At 65.1% G+C, this 16,542-nt stretch carries 13 protein-coding genes, 3 tRNA genes and 1 riboswitch; of the genes, 3 read left to right on the plus strand and 13 right to left on the minus strand.

The genetic code is table 11. The features are described from left to right. The first annotated feature begins 194 nt into the window (after positions 1-194). The 3 genes from ACVOLV_RS19580 (at position 195) to pnuC (ending at position 4,307) form a co-directional block, all read left to right on the plus strand. Positions 195-1,331: a phosphotransferase enzyme family protein gene (locus tag ACVOLV_RS19580; protein ID WP_481555813.1), complete on the plus strand. Its 1,137-nt coding sequence runs from the start codon at positions 195-197 to the stop codon at positions 1,329-1,331. A 43-nt stretch (positions 1,332-1,374) separates the two neighbouring features. Continuing rightward, positions 1,375-1,470: riboswitch (TPP riboswitch) on the plus strand. A 69-nt stretch (positions 1,471-1,539) separates the two neighbouring features. Further along, positions 1,540-3,714, plus strand: a complete 2,175-nt coding sequence (locus tag ACVOLV_RS19585; protein ID WP_481555814.1) for a TonB-dependent siderophore receptor — start codon at positions 1,540-1,542, stop codon at positions 3,712-3,714. Then, a complete protein-coding gene (gene pnuC / locus ACVOLV_RS19590; protein WP_481555815.1) occupies positions 3,711-4,307 on the plus strand; it encodes a nicotinamide riboside transporter PnuC in 597 nt (198 codons plus the stop codon). Before ACVOLV_RS19585 ends, pnuC begins: the two co-directional genes overlap by 4 nt. 133 nt (positions 4,308-4,440) lie before the next feature. Here pnuC and ACVOLV_RS19595 read toward each other — a convergent pair. The 13 genes from ACVOLV_RS19595 to ACVOLV_RS19655 all read right to left on the minus strand — a co-directional run bounded on the left by ACVOLV_RS19595 (position 4,441) and on the right by ACVOLV_RS19655 (position 16,287). Beyond that, positions 4,441-4,516, minus strand: a tRNA-Gly gene (locus ACVOLV_RS19595). 57 nt (positions 4,517-4,573) lie between these two features. Then, positions 4,574-4,649, minus strand: a tRNA-Gly gene (locus tag ACVOLV_RS19600). Between the two features lie 60 nt (positions 4,650-4,709). Next, positions 4,710-4,785 (minus strand) — tRNA-Gly (locus tag ACVOLV_RS19605). 48 nt (positions 4,786-4,833) lie between these two features. Further along, positions 4,834-5,448 (minus strand): CDP-diacylglycerol--glycerol-3-phosphate 3-phosphatidyltransferase, encoded by a 615-nt coding sequence (pgsA, locus tag ACVOLV_RS19610; RefSeq protein ID WP_481555816.1) that lies wholly within the window; start codon positions 5,446-5,448, stop codon positions 4,834-4,836. A 7-nt stretch (positions 5,449-5,455) separates the two neighbouring features. Further along, positions 5,456-7,303 (minus strand): excinuclease ABC subunit UvrC, encoded by a 1,848-nt coding sequence (gene uvrC, locus ACVOLV_RS19615; RefSeq protein WP_481555817.1) that lies wholly within the window; start codon positions 7,301-7,303, stop codon positions 5,456-5,458. Then, positions 7,300-8,715, minus strand: a complete 1,416-nt coding sequence (locus ACVOLV_RS19620) for a hypothetical protein (RefSeq protein ID WP_481555818.1) — start codon at positions 8,713-8,715, stop codon at positions 7,300-7,302. The genes uvrC and ACVOLV_RS19620 overlap by 4 nt, the downstream gene beginning before the upstream one ends. Continuing rightward, the gene (locus ACVOLV_RS19625) at positions 8,712-9,203 is read right to left on the minus strand and encodes a low molecular weight protein-tyrosine-phosphatase (RefSeq protein WP_481555819.1); all 492 of its coding nucleotides are present in this window, start codon (positions 9,201-9,203) and stop codon (positions 8,712-8,714) included. Before ACVOLV_RS19625 ends, ACVOLV_RS19620 begins: the two co-directional genes overlap by 4 nt. Continuing rightward, the gene (kdsB, locus tag ACVOLV_RS19630) at positions 9,200-9,976 is read right to left on the minus strand and encodes a 3-deoxy-manno-octulosonate cytidylyltransferase (RefSeq protein ID WP_481555820.1); all 777 of its coding nucleotides are present in this window, start codon (positions 9,974-9,976) and stop codon (positions 9,200-9,202) included. Before kdsB ends, ACVOLV_RS19625 begins: the two co-directional genes overlap by 4 nt. Positions 9,977-10,012: 36 nt before the next feature. Further along, positions 10,013-11,035: a tetraacyldisaccharide 4'-kinase gene (gene lpxK, locus ACVOLV_RS19635; protein WP_481555821.1), complete on the minus strand. Its 1,023-nt coding sequence runs from the start codon at positions 11,033-11,035 to the stop codon at positions 10,013-10,015. Next, complete coding sequence (gene msbA / locus ACVOLV_RS19640) at positions 11,035-12,780, minus strand: lipid A export permease/ATP-binding protein MsbA (RefSeq protein WP_481555822.1); 1,746 nt, start codon at positions 12,778-12,780, stop codon at positions 11,035-11,037. The genes lpxK and msbA overlap by 1 nt, the downstream gene beginning before the upstream one ends. Continuing rightward, positions 12,777-13,199: an ExbD/TolR family protein gene (locus tag ACVOLV_RS19645; protein ID WP_481555823.1), complete on the minus strand. Its 423-nt coding sequence runs from the start codon at positions 13,197-13,199 to the stop codon at positions 12,777-12,779. The genes msbA and ACVOLV_RS19645 overlap by 4 nt, the downstream gene beginning before the upstream one ends. Before the next feature lie 4 nt (positions 13,200-13,203). Further along, positions 13,204-13,866 carry a MotA/TolQ/ExbB proton channel family protein gene (locus tag ACVOLV_RS19650; RefSeq protein ID WP_282270584.1) on the minus strand — a complete coding sequence of 221 codons (663 nt, stop codon included), beginning with the start codon at positions 13,864-13,866 and terminating at the stop codon, positions 13,204-13,206. Positions 13,867-13,869: 3 nt separating this feature from the next. Next, complete coding sequence (locus ACVOLV_RS19655; protein ID WP_481555824.1) at positions 13,870-16,287, minus strand: DNA internalization-related competence protein ComEC/Rec2; 2,418 nt, start codon at positions 16,285-16,287, stop codon at positions 13,870-13,872. Between the last annotated feature and the right edge of the window lie 255 nt (positions 16,288-16,542).

A 16,542-nucleotide genomic window follows, 5' to 3' on the forward strand; every position in this document is an offset into this window, starting at 1 on the left:
CGTATCCGTGGGGGTTTTGGGCCCCCTCCCTTGCGCCCCCCCCCGGCTCCCCCCCGCGCCGGGGGGGGGGGGCGCGGGCGGGCGCGCCCCCGGCCGGCCGGGGCCCCCCCACCACCGATCTGCGTTGCCTGCAGGTTCGGCGGGGCTGACGTACCATCGCGCCTCCCTCGTATCACCTGTCCCAGCCTGTTCCAATGACCCAGCAATCCCACCGCGTGCAAGGCCTGAACAACGATGAAGTGGCTGCTGACTGGCCCGCCATCGAGGCCACTGAACTTGCCTGGCTCGGCTGTCATTACCCGCAGCTGGACGCTGGCGGCACCGTGCTTTGGCACAGTCCGCGACCGATGTCGGCCGCTGCCATTGTTGCGGGCCCGCACGGCAAGGTCTTCGTCAAACGGCACCACCGACTGGTGCGCAGTCCCGCCTGCTTGCTGGAAGAGCATCGATTCATCACCCACCTCGCCACCGCCGGGGTTCCGGTCGCCCAGCTCCTGCGCAGCCACGGTGGCGAAACCGCCATCGGGCGTGGAGATTGGACCTACGAGCTGCACGCCGTGGCCGACGGCCAGGACCTGTACCGCGACGCCCCGTCGTGGACGCTGCTGACCGAGGTCGAACGCGCACGCGCTGCCGGCCGCATGCTGGCAACCCTGCACCGCGCTTCAGCCAGTTATCACGCGCCCCAGCGCAGCACCCACCTGCTGGTCGCCCGCGATGAACTGATCCGCGCCGAGGATCCGATCGCCGCACTCAAGGCCGACCTGCACAACCGCCCCGGGCTTGCCCGCTATCTGGCCCGCATTCCCTGGGAGCAACAACTGCAGTGCAGCGTCCTGCCCTGGCACGCCGGACTGTCCGCGCGCCTGCAGGCCGAAGCGCCGCTGTGGGCGCACAACGACTGGCATGTCTCCAACCTGCTGTGGGGCCATGGCGACAACGCGATGCAGGTCAACGCCGTGCTCGACTTCGGCCTGGCCTCCCCCACCAGCGCCTTGTTCGATCTGGCCACCGCCATCGAACGCAATGCCGTGGCCTGGCTGGAACTGGAACGCGGCGCCGAGGCGGTACGTATCGATATCGCATTGGCCCTGCTCGACGGCTACCGCGAAGTGTTGCCCTTGTCGGCCGAACGGGTACACCTGCTGGCCGACCTGCTGCCAATGGTGCATTTCGACTTTGCACTGTCCGAAGTCGAGTATTTCGAAGGTGTCACCGGCTCCACCGCCAATGCCGATGTCGCCTGGCAGCCGTTCATGCTCGGCCACCCTGAATGGTTCGCCAGCCACCACGGCCAAGCCTTGTTGCATGCCCTGCACGCCGCCGCCTGAAGCGGCCCGACTCGCAAATCATTCGCATTTGTAGTGAAATGGCGCCCTGAAGCGGGGGTGCCTGGATTTGCCAGGCTGAGAGAGTCCCTTGGAACCTGATCCGGTTTGCACCGGCGTAGGGAGCTTTGAGCAGCAAGCGTAGCGCCGTCATTGGCGCTGCGCATGCGCGCCTTCGCTTCGTCTCCCTTGTTGCCTGAAGACGAATCGAATGAACCGCTGCCTGCGCCCCACGCTGTTGTCTCTCGCCCTGAGCACCGCCCTGCCGCTGTACGCCAGCGACACCGGCCTCGATGCGGCTGCCGAACACTCCCCGACCGAACTGGCCGCCGTGCGCGTGCAGGCCCGCCAGCCGGACGCGGACAATTCCCGCGCCAACAGCTTTGGCAGCGGCGACTGGAAAAGCACGCCGGCATCGATGAACGTGCTGGACCGCGACTTCCTCGACCACCAGCAGGTCCGCTCGCTGTCCGAACTGGCCAGCAATGACGCCTCGCTGGGCGATGCCTACGCCCCGGTCGGCTACTACCAGAACGTTGCGATCCGAGGCTTTGCGCTGGACACCGCCACCGGCTACCGCTTCAACGGCATGTCGATTGCCGGCGAACAGCGCCTGGCACTGGAGAACCTGCAATCGGTGGAAGTGCTCAAGGGTGAAGCTGGCCTGGCAGCCGGCGTGATGGCGCCCGGCGGCATCATCAACTACGTCGGCAAGCGGCCGGCCGAAGTGCGCTCCGTCACCCTCGGCACCGACAACGAGGGCTCGCGCTATGCCGCCATCGACGTTGGTCATTGGCTGACCCCGCGCATCGGCCTGCGCTTCAACGCAGCATGGGACGACAGCAGCTCCTACATCGAACATGCCGATGGCCGCCGCAACTTCTACTCGCTTGCGACCGACTGGCTGATCGGCGAGCACGGCAAGCTCGAAGTCGACGCCAACTACCAGACCAGCGCGCAGCGTTCGGCTTCCGGCTATCAACTGCTGGGCGCGAGCAAACTGCCGACCGGCGTGGACCGCGAGCAGTTGCTCGGCTACCAGCCGTGGCAGCAGCCGGTAGGCATTGCCAGCACCAATATCACCGCATTGCATACCTACGACTTCAATGCGAACTGGCAGTCACGGCTGGCGGTCAGCCACAGCCGCACGGTGATCGACGACAACGTCGCCTTCGCCTATGGCTGCTACTACGCCGCGCAATGCGCCGATGGCAGCGTGCCGGGCAATTACTTCGCCCCCAACGGTGACTACGACATTTACGACTACCGCAGCCCGGACGACACCCGTCGCAACCAGGAGCTGCGCGCCGAGCTGCGTGGCAGCTTCGACACCGGCAGCATCGGCCACCAGCTGACCATCGGTGCCGACCAGTTCCGCCGCACCGTGGACAAGCGCCGCAACGTCAACGAGTACGTCGGCACCGTCAACATCCACGACAAGCAGCTGCCGGTATTCGAGCCCTCACCATTGATGCCTGGCGCATCCGTACGTCGCCTGGACAGCCGCCAGACCGCCGTCTTCGCACTGGACCGCATCCAGCTCAATGAAGACTGGCAATGGCTGGCCGGCGGCCGCTACGTGCGCCTGGACGAACGCGCCTACGACAAGCGCGGCAACCCGCAACGCCGCAGCCGCCTATCGCGCTTCCTGCCGCAGACCGCCGTGATGTGGAAGGCCAGCGACAGCATCAACGCCTATGCCAGCTATGTCGAAGGCATTTCGCTTGGCCAGGAAGCACCTTTCTGGACCGCCAACGCCGATACCTTCCTGCCGGCAGTGCAGTCGCGCCAGCTCGAAGTCGGCGTGAAGTACGCCAGCAGCGAGCAGCTGACCCTGGGCGCGGCACTGTTCCGCACCACCCAGCCCTACCAGTACGCAAAGCCCGACGACAGTGATGTCGGCTACACCTTCGTCGAGCAAGGCAAGCAGGCGCACGTCGGCCTGGAGCTGACCGCCAACGGCCAGCTCACCGATGCATTGCAGATCACCGCCAGCGCCAGCGTGTTGCAGGCGCGTGCGCGCGACACCGGCACGCCGAGCTACCAAGGCCATCAGCTGGTCAACGTACCCAAGCTGCGGAGCAGCGTGCACCTGAGCTATGCGCTGCCATTCGTTGAAGGCCTGGACCTGACCGGCGGCTGGCGTTACGCCTCGGCCAATACCGCGCGCGCTGATGGCGCGGTACGCGCACCGAGCTACAACCTGTTCGATGCAGGCCTGCGCTTCCAGCACCAGTTGCAGGGCCATGCAGTGAGCTGGAACCTGTCGGTGGACAATCTCTTCAACCGCTTCTACTGGCGCGACACCGGCAGCAGCATGGGTGACTACTACCTGTTCCCGGGCGCACCGCGGCAGGCTCGCGTGTCGGTGAGCTTCGCGCTGTGAACAGCGCAACGCTCGAATGGTCGGCCGCGCTATGCAGCATTCTCGGCGTCTGGTTGATGGCGCAACGGCGAATGGTTGCGTGGCCGGTCGGCCTGCTGTCGGTTGCACTGTATGCATTGGTGTTCGCCGAGGCCAAGTTGTACTCGGACACCCTGCTGCAGCTCGCCTTCGCCGTTTTTCTGGTCTACGGCTGGATCAACTGGCGGCGCCACGCCGCCGACGAAGGCAGCGTGCGCATCGTGCCCTTGTCGCGCAGCAAGATGCTGCGTGACCTGGGCATCGGCTTGCTTGGCGGCATCGCACTCGGCGCCGGCATGCACAGCTTCACCGATGCATCGCTGCCGTGGCTGGACGCGATGCTGACCGGATTGAGCCTAGTCGCACAGTGGTGGCAGGCACGCCGTCACACCGCCACCTGGTGGCTGTGGATCGTGGTCGACGTGGTGTACGTGGGCGCGTATCTGTTCAAGTCACTGCATGTGACTGCGGCGCTGTACGTGTTCTTCCTCGGCCTTGCCGTGGTCGGACTGCGGGCGTGGAGTGCAGCGGCGCACACCCCGGCCGCGGAACCCGCGGTGCACGGCGCTCGCTGAACACTCCTTGGCATCGCTACTGCTGCCGGCACCGGCAGCAGTAGCTGCAAGCAAAACCACCGGACAATAAAAAAGCCCCGTCAGGGGCTTTTCTTTACCTGCAGATATCACATGGAATCTGCAGGCCATTATCTGGAGCGGGAAACGAGACTCGAACTCGCGACCTCAACCTTGGCAAGGTTGCGCTCTACCAACTGAGCTATTCCCGCGGATTGAATGCAGCGCCTGCCGAGCAGGGCACCAACATCCGAGATGTGTCGCAAGACTGGAGCGGGAAACGAGACTCGAACTCGCGACCTCAACCTTGGCAAGGTTGCGCTCTACCAACTGAGCTATTCCCGCAGGCTTGCTACATCTATTTACCCATCAAGCCATGAATGAACAAGGATCGATGCTTGAAACTGGAGCGGGAAACGAGACTCGAACTCGCGACCTCAACCTTGGCAAGGTTGCGCTCTACCAACTGAGCTATTCCCGCTTGGGAGGCGAAATTCTACATGCATTGGGCGCAGTGTCAACAGCCTGTTCACTTTTTAACTGCGCCATTCCTTGCGGCTTTTTCGTCTTCACGCAGGCTCGGCCACGCCGCACGCAGGTACTGCAGCGCAGACACCAGAGTCAGCAAAGCGGCGATGGCCAACATCCAGTCACCAATGTGGAAAACCGGCTCGCCCATCCAGATGGTTTTGTACGAGGTATTGGGCGACACCGAGTACAGCAGGCACAACAGCGCCACCATCTGCGCGGTGGTCTTGACCTTGCCGATCATCGCCACCCGCACCTTGGCACGCTGGCCGATCTCGGCCATCCATTCGCGCAGCGCCGATACCGCGATTTCACGGCCAACGATCACCGCCGCCCAGAACGCCATCCACGGCGTCGGGTGCCCCTGCACGATCAGGAACAAGGCAACCGCCACCATCAACTTGTCCGCCACCGGGTCGAGGAATGCACCGAACGCCGAGTGCAGCTCATACCGCCGTGCCACCCAGCCATCCAGCCAATCGGTGATCGCCGCCAGGCCGAAAATCGCCGCCGAGGCGAAGTTGGTCCAGGCATAGGGCAGGTAGAACACCAGCACCAGCACAGGGATCATCAGGATCCGCAGCAGCGTCAGCCAGGTGGGGATGGTCAATTTCATTACAACATTACTCCGCTGCCGGATCGGGTACCGACAGACCATGAAGGTTAGCGTAGATACGCGCAGCGAGGGCGGCATTGATGCCTTCCACGCGGGCGATTTCAGCCTCGCCCGCGGCTTTCAGGCCGGCAATGCCGCCAAAATGCTTGAGCAGGCTGGCGCGCCGACGCGGGCCGATGCCGGCAATGTCTTCCAGCTTGCTGGTCATGCGCGCCTTTTGGCGACGCCCACGATGCCCGGTAATGGCAAAGCGATGGGCTTCGTCACGCACCTGCTGGATGAACTGCAGGGCCGGTGAGGCTGCGCCCGGGCGCAACTCGCGGCCATCGGGCAACACCAGCGCTTCGTGACCGGCGCGGCGCTCCACGCCTTTGGCCACGCCGACCAGCATCACTCCTTCAACGCCCAGATCGGCCAGCGCGGCCTGTGCCTGTGCCAACTGTCCGGCACCGCCGTCGATCAGCAATACATCCGGCAACACCCCACCCTCCTCCACCGCGCGGCGGAAACGCCGGTCGATGGCCTGGCGCATGGCGGCGTAATCGTCGCCCGGCTCGATGCCACTGATGTTGTAGCGCCGGTACTGCGCGCGCACCGGCCCGGCGGCGTCAAACACCACGCAGGAGGCCACGGTGGCCTCGCCCATGGTGTGACTGATATCGAAGCACTCCACGCGCTTGACCGGCTCGGCCAGCCCCAGCATCTCGCGCACCGCTTCACTGCGTGCCTGCTGTGCGCCGGCACTGTCCATCTCGGCGACCAGGGTGATCTGCGCGTTGCGACTGGCCAGCTCCACGTAACCTGCGCGCTCCCCGCGCACGTTCCACTTCAGCACGACCTTGCGCTCGGCCGATGCACTGAGCGCGGCCTCGAGCATCTCCGCATCGGGAATCTGCCTATCCAGCAGCACTTCCGGCGGCGGTGCGTGCTCGATGTAGTACTGCGAGACAAACGCGGCCAGCACCTCTTCGGCACTGTCTTCGCCATTGGTGCGCGGGAAGAACGCGCGCGTGCCCAGGTTGCGGCCATCGCGGAACGCCAACAGCATCACGCAGGCACTGCCGCCCTGCGTGGCGCACGCCAGCACATCCAGATCGGCGGCACGGCCATCCACGTATTGGCGGTTCTGCATGCTGCGCAGCGATGCCACCAGATCACGCAGCCGCGCGGCACGCTCGAACTCCAGCGCGTCACTGGCCTGCTGCATGGCCTGCATCAATTCATCGGCGAGCTGATCGCTCTTGCCGTCGAGGAACATCGCCGCGCGCCGCACCGACTCGTCGTACTCGGCCTGCGCCACCAGCTCCACACAGGGCGCGCTGCAACGACCAATCTGGTATTGCAGGCAGGGCCGCGAGCGGTTGCGGAACACGCTGTCCTCGCAGCTACGCAGCTTGAACAGCTTGTGCATCAGGTTCAGCGTTTCGCGCACCGCACCGACACCCGGATAGGGGCCGTAGTAACGCCCGGGCAGCGCCCGCGGCCCGCGATGCAGGGCAATCCGCGGCCATTGCTCGCGGGTCAACAACACCTGCGGGTAGGTTTTGTCATCACGCAGCGAGACGTTGTAACGCGGGTTCAGCGACTTGATCAGCTGGTTTTCCAGCAGCAGCGCTTCGGCCTCGGTGCGGGTGACGGTAACGTCCATCCGCGCCACCTGCGACAGCATCATCATGATGCGGCGGCTCTTCGGCGAGCCATTGAAGTAGCTGCCCACCCGCTTACGAAGCGCACCTGCCTTGCCCACATACAGCAAGGTGTCGTCCGCAGCGTACATCCGGTACACCCCTGGCGCGGTACTCAGCGCCGCTGCGAAGGCCTTGCCATCGAATTCATTGGCAACTACGGCGGTCATCCTTCAATCGGCACTTCGCTCAGTTCGCCGCTGAGCGGATCAAAACGCAGCACGGCATGCGCATCGGCCTCGGCAATCCAGATGGCACCAGCCGCTACGGCCAAGGCGGCAGGGCCATGCAGGCGACGCGGCAGATTGACGGTCGAAAGGTCACCGCCACCCAACCGCAAGGTACGCAGCGAACCATTGCCGGCATCGGCGATCCACAGCAACGGCGAGTCCGGCCCCATTGCCAACGCCAGCGGATACTGCAGGCGTGCACGCAGGCGCGGGCCGTCAACATTGCCCGACTCCCACGGCCCCTGCCCCACCAGGGTCTGCACCAGATCGCCACGCAGTTGCACCGAACGTATCGCCGAGCCCAGCGCGTCGCAGACGTAAAGAGTCTGCTGGACCGCCACCAGACTGCAGGGCTGCGCGAATGCGGCTAGATGACCGCTGCCATCGCGCACTTCCACCGCACCGGCACCGGCCCGCCAGCGCAGCTCGCGAGTACCCAGGTCATAGCTCCAGATGTGGTTGTCACCTGCCATGGCGATATGAACCTGGTTGTCCGCAACCGCCACTGCTGCCGGGTAATTGAGCGGGCTGTCCCAGGGCTGGGCCAGCACGCCGGCACGCGGATCACCGGCACGGCCATTGCCGCACAGGGTATCCACCTGCCCACTGATCAGATTGATGCTGCGCAGCGCGTGGTTGCCGGTGTCGGCCACGTACAGGATCTCGCGGACCAGCGCCAAACCCTGCGGCCGATTGAAGGCCGCCTCACCGACGCCGCCGTTGATCAGGTCGGCGCTGCCCAGACCAAACTGGCGCAGCACGCGCCCTTCGTGGGTGCATTCAAGCACCCGATGGTGACCGGTATCGGCAACGTAAAGTCGATCCGCCGTGGCGACCAGGCCGGCCGGGAACAGCAGCGGCAGGCGAGGTTCGGCATTGAGTTCGCGGGTGCTGTCGCCGTCATCGTCGAGCGGGCGCATCACGCCTTCGCTCAGGCTGCTCAACGCACGCTCCAGATCGCCGTTCGCGCCGACCAGGCGCTCGCGCTCCTGGCCGTACGCATCGAGCATCAGCAAGGTGGGCCACGACTGCACATCAAATTTCCGCCACGCATCCCACTGCGCATCCAGCACGATGGGGGCGTTGACGCCCTGGCGGCGCAGCAGCTTCAGCGCGTGCTGCGGCTCGCGCTCGAACTCGAATCTGGGCACCTGCACGACCAGCAGCTGCACCCGGCCAGGGTTGCGAGCCTGCCAGCGCATGACCTCGGCCACGCGCTGCATGCACCACACCGAGGCGCCGTTGACGAAGGCCAGTACCAGCGGGCGACCTCGCATGTCGCGCAGGGTCGCAGGCGCTGCATTCAGCCAGATAGCGGACGTGGGCAGTTCCGTTACGCGGTTTTCGTTCATGCAGGGATTATGCCGGAGTCGTCGCGCCGCGACAGGCGGCGCACTGTGGCCTGGGCCGCAGTATCGAGCAGTGCCCAGCTGTGCTCGAAATCTCTCACGCCACCGTAATAAGGGTCAGGGACTTCATCGGTGCCGTCGATGCCCGCCCAAGGCAGCCACAGCACCGCGCGCGTATCCAACCCGCTCGGCGCCAGCGCCTGTGCATCGCGCAGGTTGGCGCGGTCAGCACACAGGATCAGGTCGTATTCGTCGAAGTCCTCGGCCCGCAGCTGGCGCGCGCGCTGGGCTGCGATATCCACCCCGTGCTGGCGCGCGCAGGCAATCGCGCGTGGATCTGGTCCGCGCCCTGCATGCCAATGGCCCGAGGTGCCGGCTGAATCAACCTCGACCCAGCTGTCCAGCCCTGCCCCGGCAATCTTCGCGCGCAAGACGCCCTCGCCCATCGGCGAGCGGCAGATATTGCCCAGGCAGACCACCAACAGTTTCACCGTGAAGCCCTCATCTGCGCTTCGGCGCGGTGCAGGTCTTCCGGGGTGTCGATCCCCGGCGGGAACGGCGCGGGGGACAGGCCCACTGCGATACGGAAGCCAGCCTCCAGAACCCGCAGCTGCTCCAGCGACTCGATCTGCTCCAGGCTGCCGGGCGGCATGGCGGCGAACTGCTGCAGGAAACCTGCCCGGTAGCCGTAGATGCCGATATGCCGCAGCCATTGCCGCCCAGGCGGCAGCGCATCACGGCTGAGGGCAAAGCCATCGCGATGCCAGGGAATCGGGGCGCGGCTGAAGTACAGGGCGTCCCCCTTTGCATTACGGACCAGCTTGACCACATTGGGATCAAACAGGGTCGGGGCGTCTTCCACCAGCGTTGCCAGGGTCGACATCGGCGCACCGCTGCCGGCAAGAATCGTCGCCACCGCCTGGATTCCCTCGGCCGGAGCGAACGGCTCATCGCCCTGCAGGTTCACCACGATCACGTCATCAGCCCAGCCGGCCTGGCGCGCGCATTCGGCCAGACGATCGGTGCCGGAGGCATGCGCCGGATCGGTCATCGCGACGTGGATGCCGGGCAATCCGGCCACCGCCTCCGTGATACGCGCGTCATCGGTAGCCACCCAGACCTCGCGGGCACCTGCAGCCAGGGCGCGGCGCGCCACGTGCAGCACCATGGGCTCCCCGGCGATCAGCGCCAAGGGCTTGCCGGGCAAGCGGGTGGAGGCATAGCGAGCCGGAATGGCCACCACGAATTCGGGAACGTTACTCATCTCAACTCCTTCCAACACGCGCAACAACGGCATGCATCAGCCGCGGGACAGCTTGCCCAGCCGGTCGAGCAAGGCTACCCAGAATGCTGCCGGCAATTCGGCCTGCAGCGGCACAGCGTAGTGCCACGCCGTGGCGAAACCCTGGCATTTGACTGCGTCTTTCTCGGTCATCAGTACCGGCAGCTCGCTACCGAAGGACAGGTCTTGCGGTGTGTAGCGATGATGGTCAGCAAAGGCATGCGGCACCACACCGATATCGCGGGTACGCAGCATCTGGAAAAACCGCTGCGGATTGGCGATACCGGCCACCGCGTGCACACGCAGCCCTGCGAATGACTTCAACGGTTTGTCGCGGCCACCCTTCAACGGTCGCGCAACATCGATGGACAGGCGCATCGCCCACTCACCAAAGCCGGAGTCGGCCGCCTGCTCGCCAGCGTCACTGGCCTGGCCGAGATTGACCACGCGGAAATCGCAGTGCGCTGCGCGTGACACCGGCTCGCGCAGCGGCCCAGCCGGCAGCAGCTTGCCGTTGCCATAACGACGCACCGCATCCACCACCTCGATCTCGATGTCGCGGGCCAAGCGGTAATGCTGAAGGCCATCGTCGCAGACCACCACATCGCAGCCGGCGTCCAGCAAGGCCTTGGCCGCCGCAACCCGGTCCTTGTCCACCCGTACCGGCACGCCGGTTTTCCACGCAATCAGCACCGGCTCGTCGCCGCCCAACCCCACGTCCATGTCCGCGGTGACCCAGCGCGCCGTATCGGCCTGGTCACGGCCGTAGCCGCGACTGGCGACACCGGGCTTCCAGCCGGCCTCACGCAGGCGATTGACCAGCGCGATGGTCAGCGGCGTCTTGCCGGTGCCACCGGCGGTGATATTGCCAACCACGATCACCGGCAACGGCACCTGGCGGGCGCGCAGCCAGCCGCGTCGGTACAGGCTGCGACGCAGCCCCGTCACCGCACCATACAGTGGCGCCAACAGGCGTGCCGGCAGCGGCACCGGTGCATCGCCATACCAGTAGGCCGGCGTTTGCGGTCCTTGCTTGGCCATCATTCGGGCCTATCGCGGAACTGCATGCTATGCAGGTGTTCGTACAAGCCACCCAATGCCAGCAACTCGGCGTGGGTACCACGTTCGACGATGCGCCCCTGATCCATCACCAGCACCTGGTCTGCGTGCTCGATGGTGGACAGGCGATGGGCGATGACCAGCGTGGTGCGGTCGGGCATCAGCTTCTGCAGTGCATCCTGCACCAACCGCTCGGATTCGTTGTCCAACGCAGCAGTCGCCTCGTCCAGGATCAGGATAGGCGCGTCCTTGAGCATTGCACGGGCAATCGCCAGGCGCTGGCGCTGGCCGCCGGAAAGGCGACTGCCCTTGGCCCCAACCGGCGCATCCACACCCTGCGGCAACTGCTCGACGAACTCGCTGGCGTTTGCCCCTTCAATGGCTTGCTGCAGCTGGGTGTCGCTGCGCTGCTGCAACTCACCATAGGCCACGTTCTCGGCAATGCTGCCGTTGAACAAGGTCACCTGCTGGCCTACCAGAGCGATCTGCCGGCGCAGATCGGCCAGCTTGTAGTCCTGCAACGGATGCCCATCAAGCAGGATCTGCCCGGCCTCGATTTCATAGAAACGCGGAATCAGCTTGATCAAGGTCGACTTGCCACTGCCGGAGCGGCCTACGATGGCAGTCACCGTGCCCGGTCTGGCAATGAAGCTGATGTCTTCCAGCGCAGGCTTGGCCTGCCCCGCATAACGGGCAGTAACGTGACGGAACTCCAGCAGGCCGTCGGCGCGCTGCAGCGGCAGGTTGCCGCTGTCCACTTCATCCTGCGCATCCAGAACATGGAACAGACGCTGCGCCGAGGCGATGCCGCGCTGGGTCATGTTCTGCACGTTGGTCAGCTGCTTCAGTGCGGGGATGATGGTCAGCATTGCCATCAGCAGCGACACGAAATCACCAACAGTCAAGCGACCGGCTGCAGCCTCATGGCCCGCAATGAACAGCAACGCGGCCAACCCTATGGCTCCAATCAACTGCACCATTCCGGAGGAAATACTGCGAGTGCTCTCAACCTTCATCGCCAAGCGCAGATTGTTGTTGGCAAGCGAAGAATAGCGCCCCATTTCATTGGGCTGTGCACCGTAGATCTTTACCTCCTGATGACTGGACAGCGCCTGATCCGCTGCCTGCAGCAGCTCGGCCCCGCTCTCCTGTATACGATGGCTGATGCGGCGGTAGCGCTTTGCCACTTTGTTCATCACCCACGCCAAAGGTGGTGCCAGGACGAAGATGGCCAGCGTCACCTGCCAGCTGTAATAGAACATCATTATCAGCGAGCCTAGGGCCTGCAACGATTGCTGCAACACCACCTTCATCGCATCGATCGCAGCCTGCGCCACCTGATCGCTGTCAGAACCGAGCCGGACCAACATCGACGGGACGGGTTCGCCATCGAAGCGTTGACCGGGTAGACGAAGATACTTGCCAAGCACACGCACGCGCAGATCACGAGCGATGCTGCGCGCAGCCTTGCCCATGCCCATGTCGGTCAGGTAGCCCGCAGCGCCACGCACCAGAAACAAGCCGATGACAGCCAGTGGCATCCAGGGATTGATGTCCTCCGGATTCACCAGGTTGTTGGTGATCGGGCTCATCAATGCCAAGAAACCCATGCCTGCGCCAGCTTCAATCAGCATGCCCACACCGGCGACCAACAACAGCGCCCGATAGGGTTTGGCAAAAGCAAGCAGGCGCTTGTAGACCTTCCAGGCCGAGGCGTTGTCACTCATTGCTTGGCTTCCGGCGCGGTGGCAATCGCAATCCGGCGGAACCCGAGCTGACCCAACGCGTCCTGCGCGGTGACCACGGCTTGATAGGGCGTGCGCGCATCGGCACGCAGCAGCACGCTCTGCTCGCGGTCAGTACCGGCCAGCTGCGTGATGATCTGCTTCAGCGATTCAATGTCGGTGCGCAGCACTTCCTGATCGTTGACGAAGTAACGGCCGTCGGCATTGACCAGCACGCTCAGCGAGCTCTGCGGTGCGCTGGTCTTCTGCTCGCTGGCCGTGGGCAACTGCACCTGCAGCGTCGAGCGCGCATCAAAGGTGGTGGTGACCACGAAGAAAATGATCAGCACCAGGATCACGTCGATCAAGGGCACCAGATCGATATGCGGCTCATCCTGCGTGCGATTGCTACCAATCCGCATGTGCTCAGGCCTTCTCGGTCGCTGCCGGACGCGGCGCGGCAGCCTTGCTGGCAGCCATCACTGCTGGACGGCCATCGAGCGCATCCAGCAACGCACTGGCTTCTTGCTCCATCTCGATCACATAGCCATCAATCAGGCCACGGAAATAGCGATGGAACATCAGGGCCGGGATCGCCACCATCATGCCGGTCGCAGTGCAGACCAAGGCCTTGCCGATACCGCCGGCGAGCTGGCCCACATCGCCCACGCCGTGATCGAGGATGCCCAGGAACATCTGGATCATGCCGACCACGGTGCCCAGCAAGCCCAGCAGCGGGCCAGCCGAGGCGATGGTGCCCAGCGCATTGAGGAAACGGCCCATCCGGTGTACCAGGTGGCGACCAGTGTCTTCGATGCGTTCGCGGATCTGGTCACGCGGGCGGTTGCGCGCTTCGAGCGCAGCGGCCAGCAAGGCACCGAGCGGCGAGTTGGCACGCAGGGAGTCGATATGCGAGGCGTCCAGCTTACCGCGCGCAGCCCAGTTGCGGACCTCCTGGCCCAGACCCGGCGGCAGCACCTCGTTACGGCGCAGGCTCCAGAAACGCTCCAGGACGATCGCCAAGGCCAGCACGCCCAACAACAGCAACGGCACCATCGGCCATCCGCCGGCTTTGACCAATTCCCACACGTTTCAACCCTCCGGCGCCGTGGCCGCGTATTTGATGTCGGATAGGATAGCAGCCGCCCGCGCCCGCTCAGCGGCGTCCCATGACCTTGTACGCCAGATTCTGCGCTCACGCAGCTGCAAGCCCCGCTTGCCCAGCCAGACATGCAGCGCCCCGCTCTCGGCCGTGGTCAGCACCTCGGCCCCGGACCGCTGCCAGCGGGCCACCACGTCACCGCGCGGGTGGCCGAAGCGATTCCCATGGCCACTGGAGATCAGCGCCAGTCGCGCGTCGGTTGCCGCGACGAAGCGATGACTGGAGGACCCGCCGCTGCCGTGGTGGCCAACCAGCACAACATCCGCCTGCAATTTGGCCAGCATGTGCTTGAGCAGGCGCTGTTCAATCACCTCACCGATATCGCCAGTCAACAACGCGGCCCCGTGCGCGCCCTGTACCCGCAGCACGCAACTGGACTCGTTCCCCATATACGGGAAGGCTGGCGTGGGGTGCAGGAATTCAAACCTCACGCCATCCCAGCGCCAGACCTGGCCTGCCGCGCAGGCCATTCCAGCCCCGCCCGCGTCCAGCGCCAGGCCAGGCGGCATCAGTACCGCCGCCGGCGGCAGTACAGCCTGCACCGCCGGCAGCCCTCCCGCATGATCATGATCGCCATGACTGATCACCAGCCGATCAAGGCGCCGTACACCCAAGGCTCGCAACGCTGGCACCACCACGCGTTCGCCAGCATCAAAACCATCGGCCACCGCAGGCCCGGTATCGAACAGCAAGCTGTGGTGACGTGTACGCACCAGCACCGCCAGGCCCTGACCCGCATCCAAGGTAACAAGCTCGAACTCGCCCGGGCCTGGCCTGTCCCACCATGGCAGGCACAGCGGCAGCCAAAGCAAGGCGGCAAAGCACTTGCCGGGAATCCCCGCTGGCAACAACAGCCAGACCGCGCCGAGTAACGCCAACGGCACTGCAAACCATGCCGGCTCGGGCAACCACCACAGTGAATAGCGGCCACTACCCAACACCTCGAACAGCGGCCAACTCAGATCGAAGCACCATGCCGAGGCGCGCCAGGCCAAACCTCCCGCTCCCGCCCAGATCGCCTCCAGCGCGGTGCCCATCAATGCCAACGGCACCACCACCAGGCTCCACCACGGGATCGCCACAAGATTGGCCACAGGCCCGATTGCCGATGCCTGGCCAAACAGCATCACCGTCAGCGGCAACAACCCCAGCGTCGCCACGCGCTGCGCCGACAGAAAGCCCCACAACCAATGCACACGTTCCGGCAGGCACCACAACAACCACGCCACTCCGGCAAAGCTGAGCCAGAACCCCGCCGTCAACACCGACAGCGGCGCCGGAATCAGCACCGCCAAGGCTGCCAGCGCCAGCGTACCTGCCACATCCACCGGCCTGCGACCGAGCCGCGCCAGCACCACCACCGCAACCATCAGCACGGTGCGCACTGTCGGCAAACCGAATCCGGCCACCGCCGCATACACCGTTGCGCCGAACAGCGCGCCGATGGCGACTGCCTGCGGACGCGGACAGTACCGACCAAGCCACGGCAACAGCCGCCAGAGCCCTGCCACCAGCCATGCGGTGCATAGCGCAACCATTCCGACATGGAATCCCGAGATCGCGATCAGGTGTGTCAACCCGGTCGCCCGCAACACCTGCCAGTCCTTCTCGCCCAGCCCGCGGGTATCTCCCAACGCCAAGGCCTGTACATAGCGCGAGGAGGTGGCTGGCACCAGCGCAGCAATGCGTGCGGCCATGTGTTCACGCCATGCGAGCACACCCGCGGCAGTCGACAGTCGCTGCGGCATTGGCGCCTGGCGAACAACGCCACTGGCAGCAATGCCTTGAGCCAGGGCATGTTTCTCTGCATCGAAGCCACCGGGGTTGACCAAGCCACGCGGGCCGCGCAAACGCAGGCCCATCTGCCAACGCTCACCTGCGTGCAACTGCATGCGCGCGCCTGGCTGCTTCGCGCCGAAGTCGTCGTACCAGGACACCTGCAGCAATCGTCCGCGCAGATCTGCAGGCAGGTCAGTGTGCGTATCCAGCCGCAGGTGAAAGCGAGTGCGCCGCGTTTCGTGCTGGGGAAGCGTGCTTACAACACCGGTCAGGGTGAGCTCCTGCGCCTCCCTTGTCAGTGCCAACTGTTGATCCAAACTCCAGCCTACCTGCAGGCAGGTCCAGCCGAACCCGGCCAGCAATGCGCCCAGCCAGCGCCAGCGCGGGGTTGCCAGCCATAGCAGTATTCCTGCCAGTAGAGCGATCCAGCGCGGCGTTGCTGGAGGCAGAGCTGGCGTCAGGATGGCGGTACAGATACCGGCCAATAAACAGGTGGCCACGGCCTTGCCGGCGACGGCGATGTTTCGCTGGCTTGGTTGCGGGCAATCCGTGCCTGGTTGAACCGCCATGTTCGTATCCGTTTACGCCGTTATCAATGCTGGCAGACGGATGCCAGCGCTGCATCGGCAGAAACGGGTAATGACGGATCAGGATTGGCAGGTGGCGACTGTAGAGTCGTAGAGATGCTGCCTCGCACGAGCCTGTAGTGGGGGGGGGGGGGGGGGGGGGGGCGCGGGGGGGGGGGGCGTGGGTGGGGGGGGGGGGCGGGCCGGGCGGCCGGCGGCGGGGGGGCGCGGCGGCCGGGGCCACCGCGGCACGCCGGG

It is taken from the genome of Stenotrophomonas sp. STEN023, assembly GCF_056760135.1.

What these genes read in the sequence shown, in the direction of transcription:
- ACVOLV_RS19655 (WP_481555824.1), bottom strand. Translation starts at nt 16,287, where the DNA reads ATGGCGGTTCAACCAGGCACGGATTGCCCGCAACCAAGCCAGCGAAAC.
- msbA (WP_481555822.1), bottom strand. Translation starts at nt 12,780, where the DNA reads ATGAGTGACAACGCCTCGGCCTGGAAGGTCTACAAGCGCCTGCTTGCT.
- ACVOLV_RS19585 (WP_481555814.1), top strand. Translation starts at nt 1,540, where the DNA reads ATGAACCGCTGCCTGCGCCCCACGCTGTTGTCTCTCGCCCTGAGCACC.
- ACVOLV_RS19645 (WP_481555823.1), bottom strand. Translation starts at nt 13,199, where the DNA reads ATGCGGATTGGTAGCAATCGCACGCAGGATGAGCCGCATATCGATCTG.
- kdsB (WP_481555820.1), bottom strand. Translation starts at nt 9,976, where the DNA reads ATGAGTAACGTTCCCGAATTCGTGGTGGCCATTCCGGCTCGCTATGCC.
- uvrC (WP_481555817.1), bottom strand. Translation starts at nt 7,303, where the DNA reads ATGACCGCCGTAGTTGCCAATGAATTCGATGGCAAGGCCTTCGCAGCG.
- ACVOLV_RS19620 (WP_481555818.1), bottom strand. Translation starts at nt 8,715, where the DNA reads ATGAACGAAAACCGCGTAACGGAACTGCCCACGTCCGCTATCTGGCTG.
- ACVOLV_RS19580 (WP_481555813.1), top strand. Translation starts at nt 195, where the DNA reads ATGACCCAGCAATCCCACCGCGTGCAAGGCCTGAACAACGATGAAGTG.
- pgsA (WP_481555816.1), bottom strand. Translation starts at nt 5,448, where the DNA reads ATGAAATTGACCATCCCCACCTGGCTGACGCTGCTGCGGATCCTGATG.
- lpxK (WP_481555821.1), bottom strand. Translation starts at nt 11,035, where the DNA reads ATGGCCAAGCAAGGACCGCAAACGCCGGCCTACTGGTATGGCGATGCA.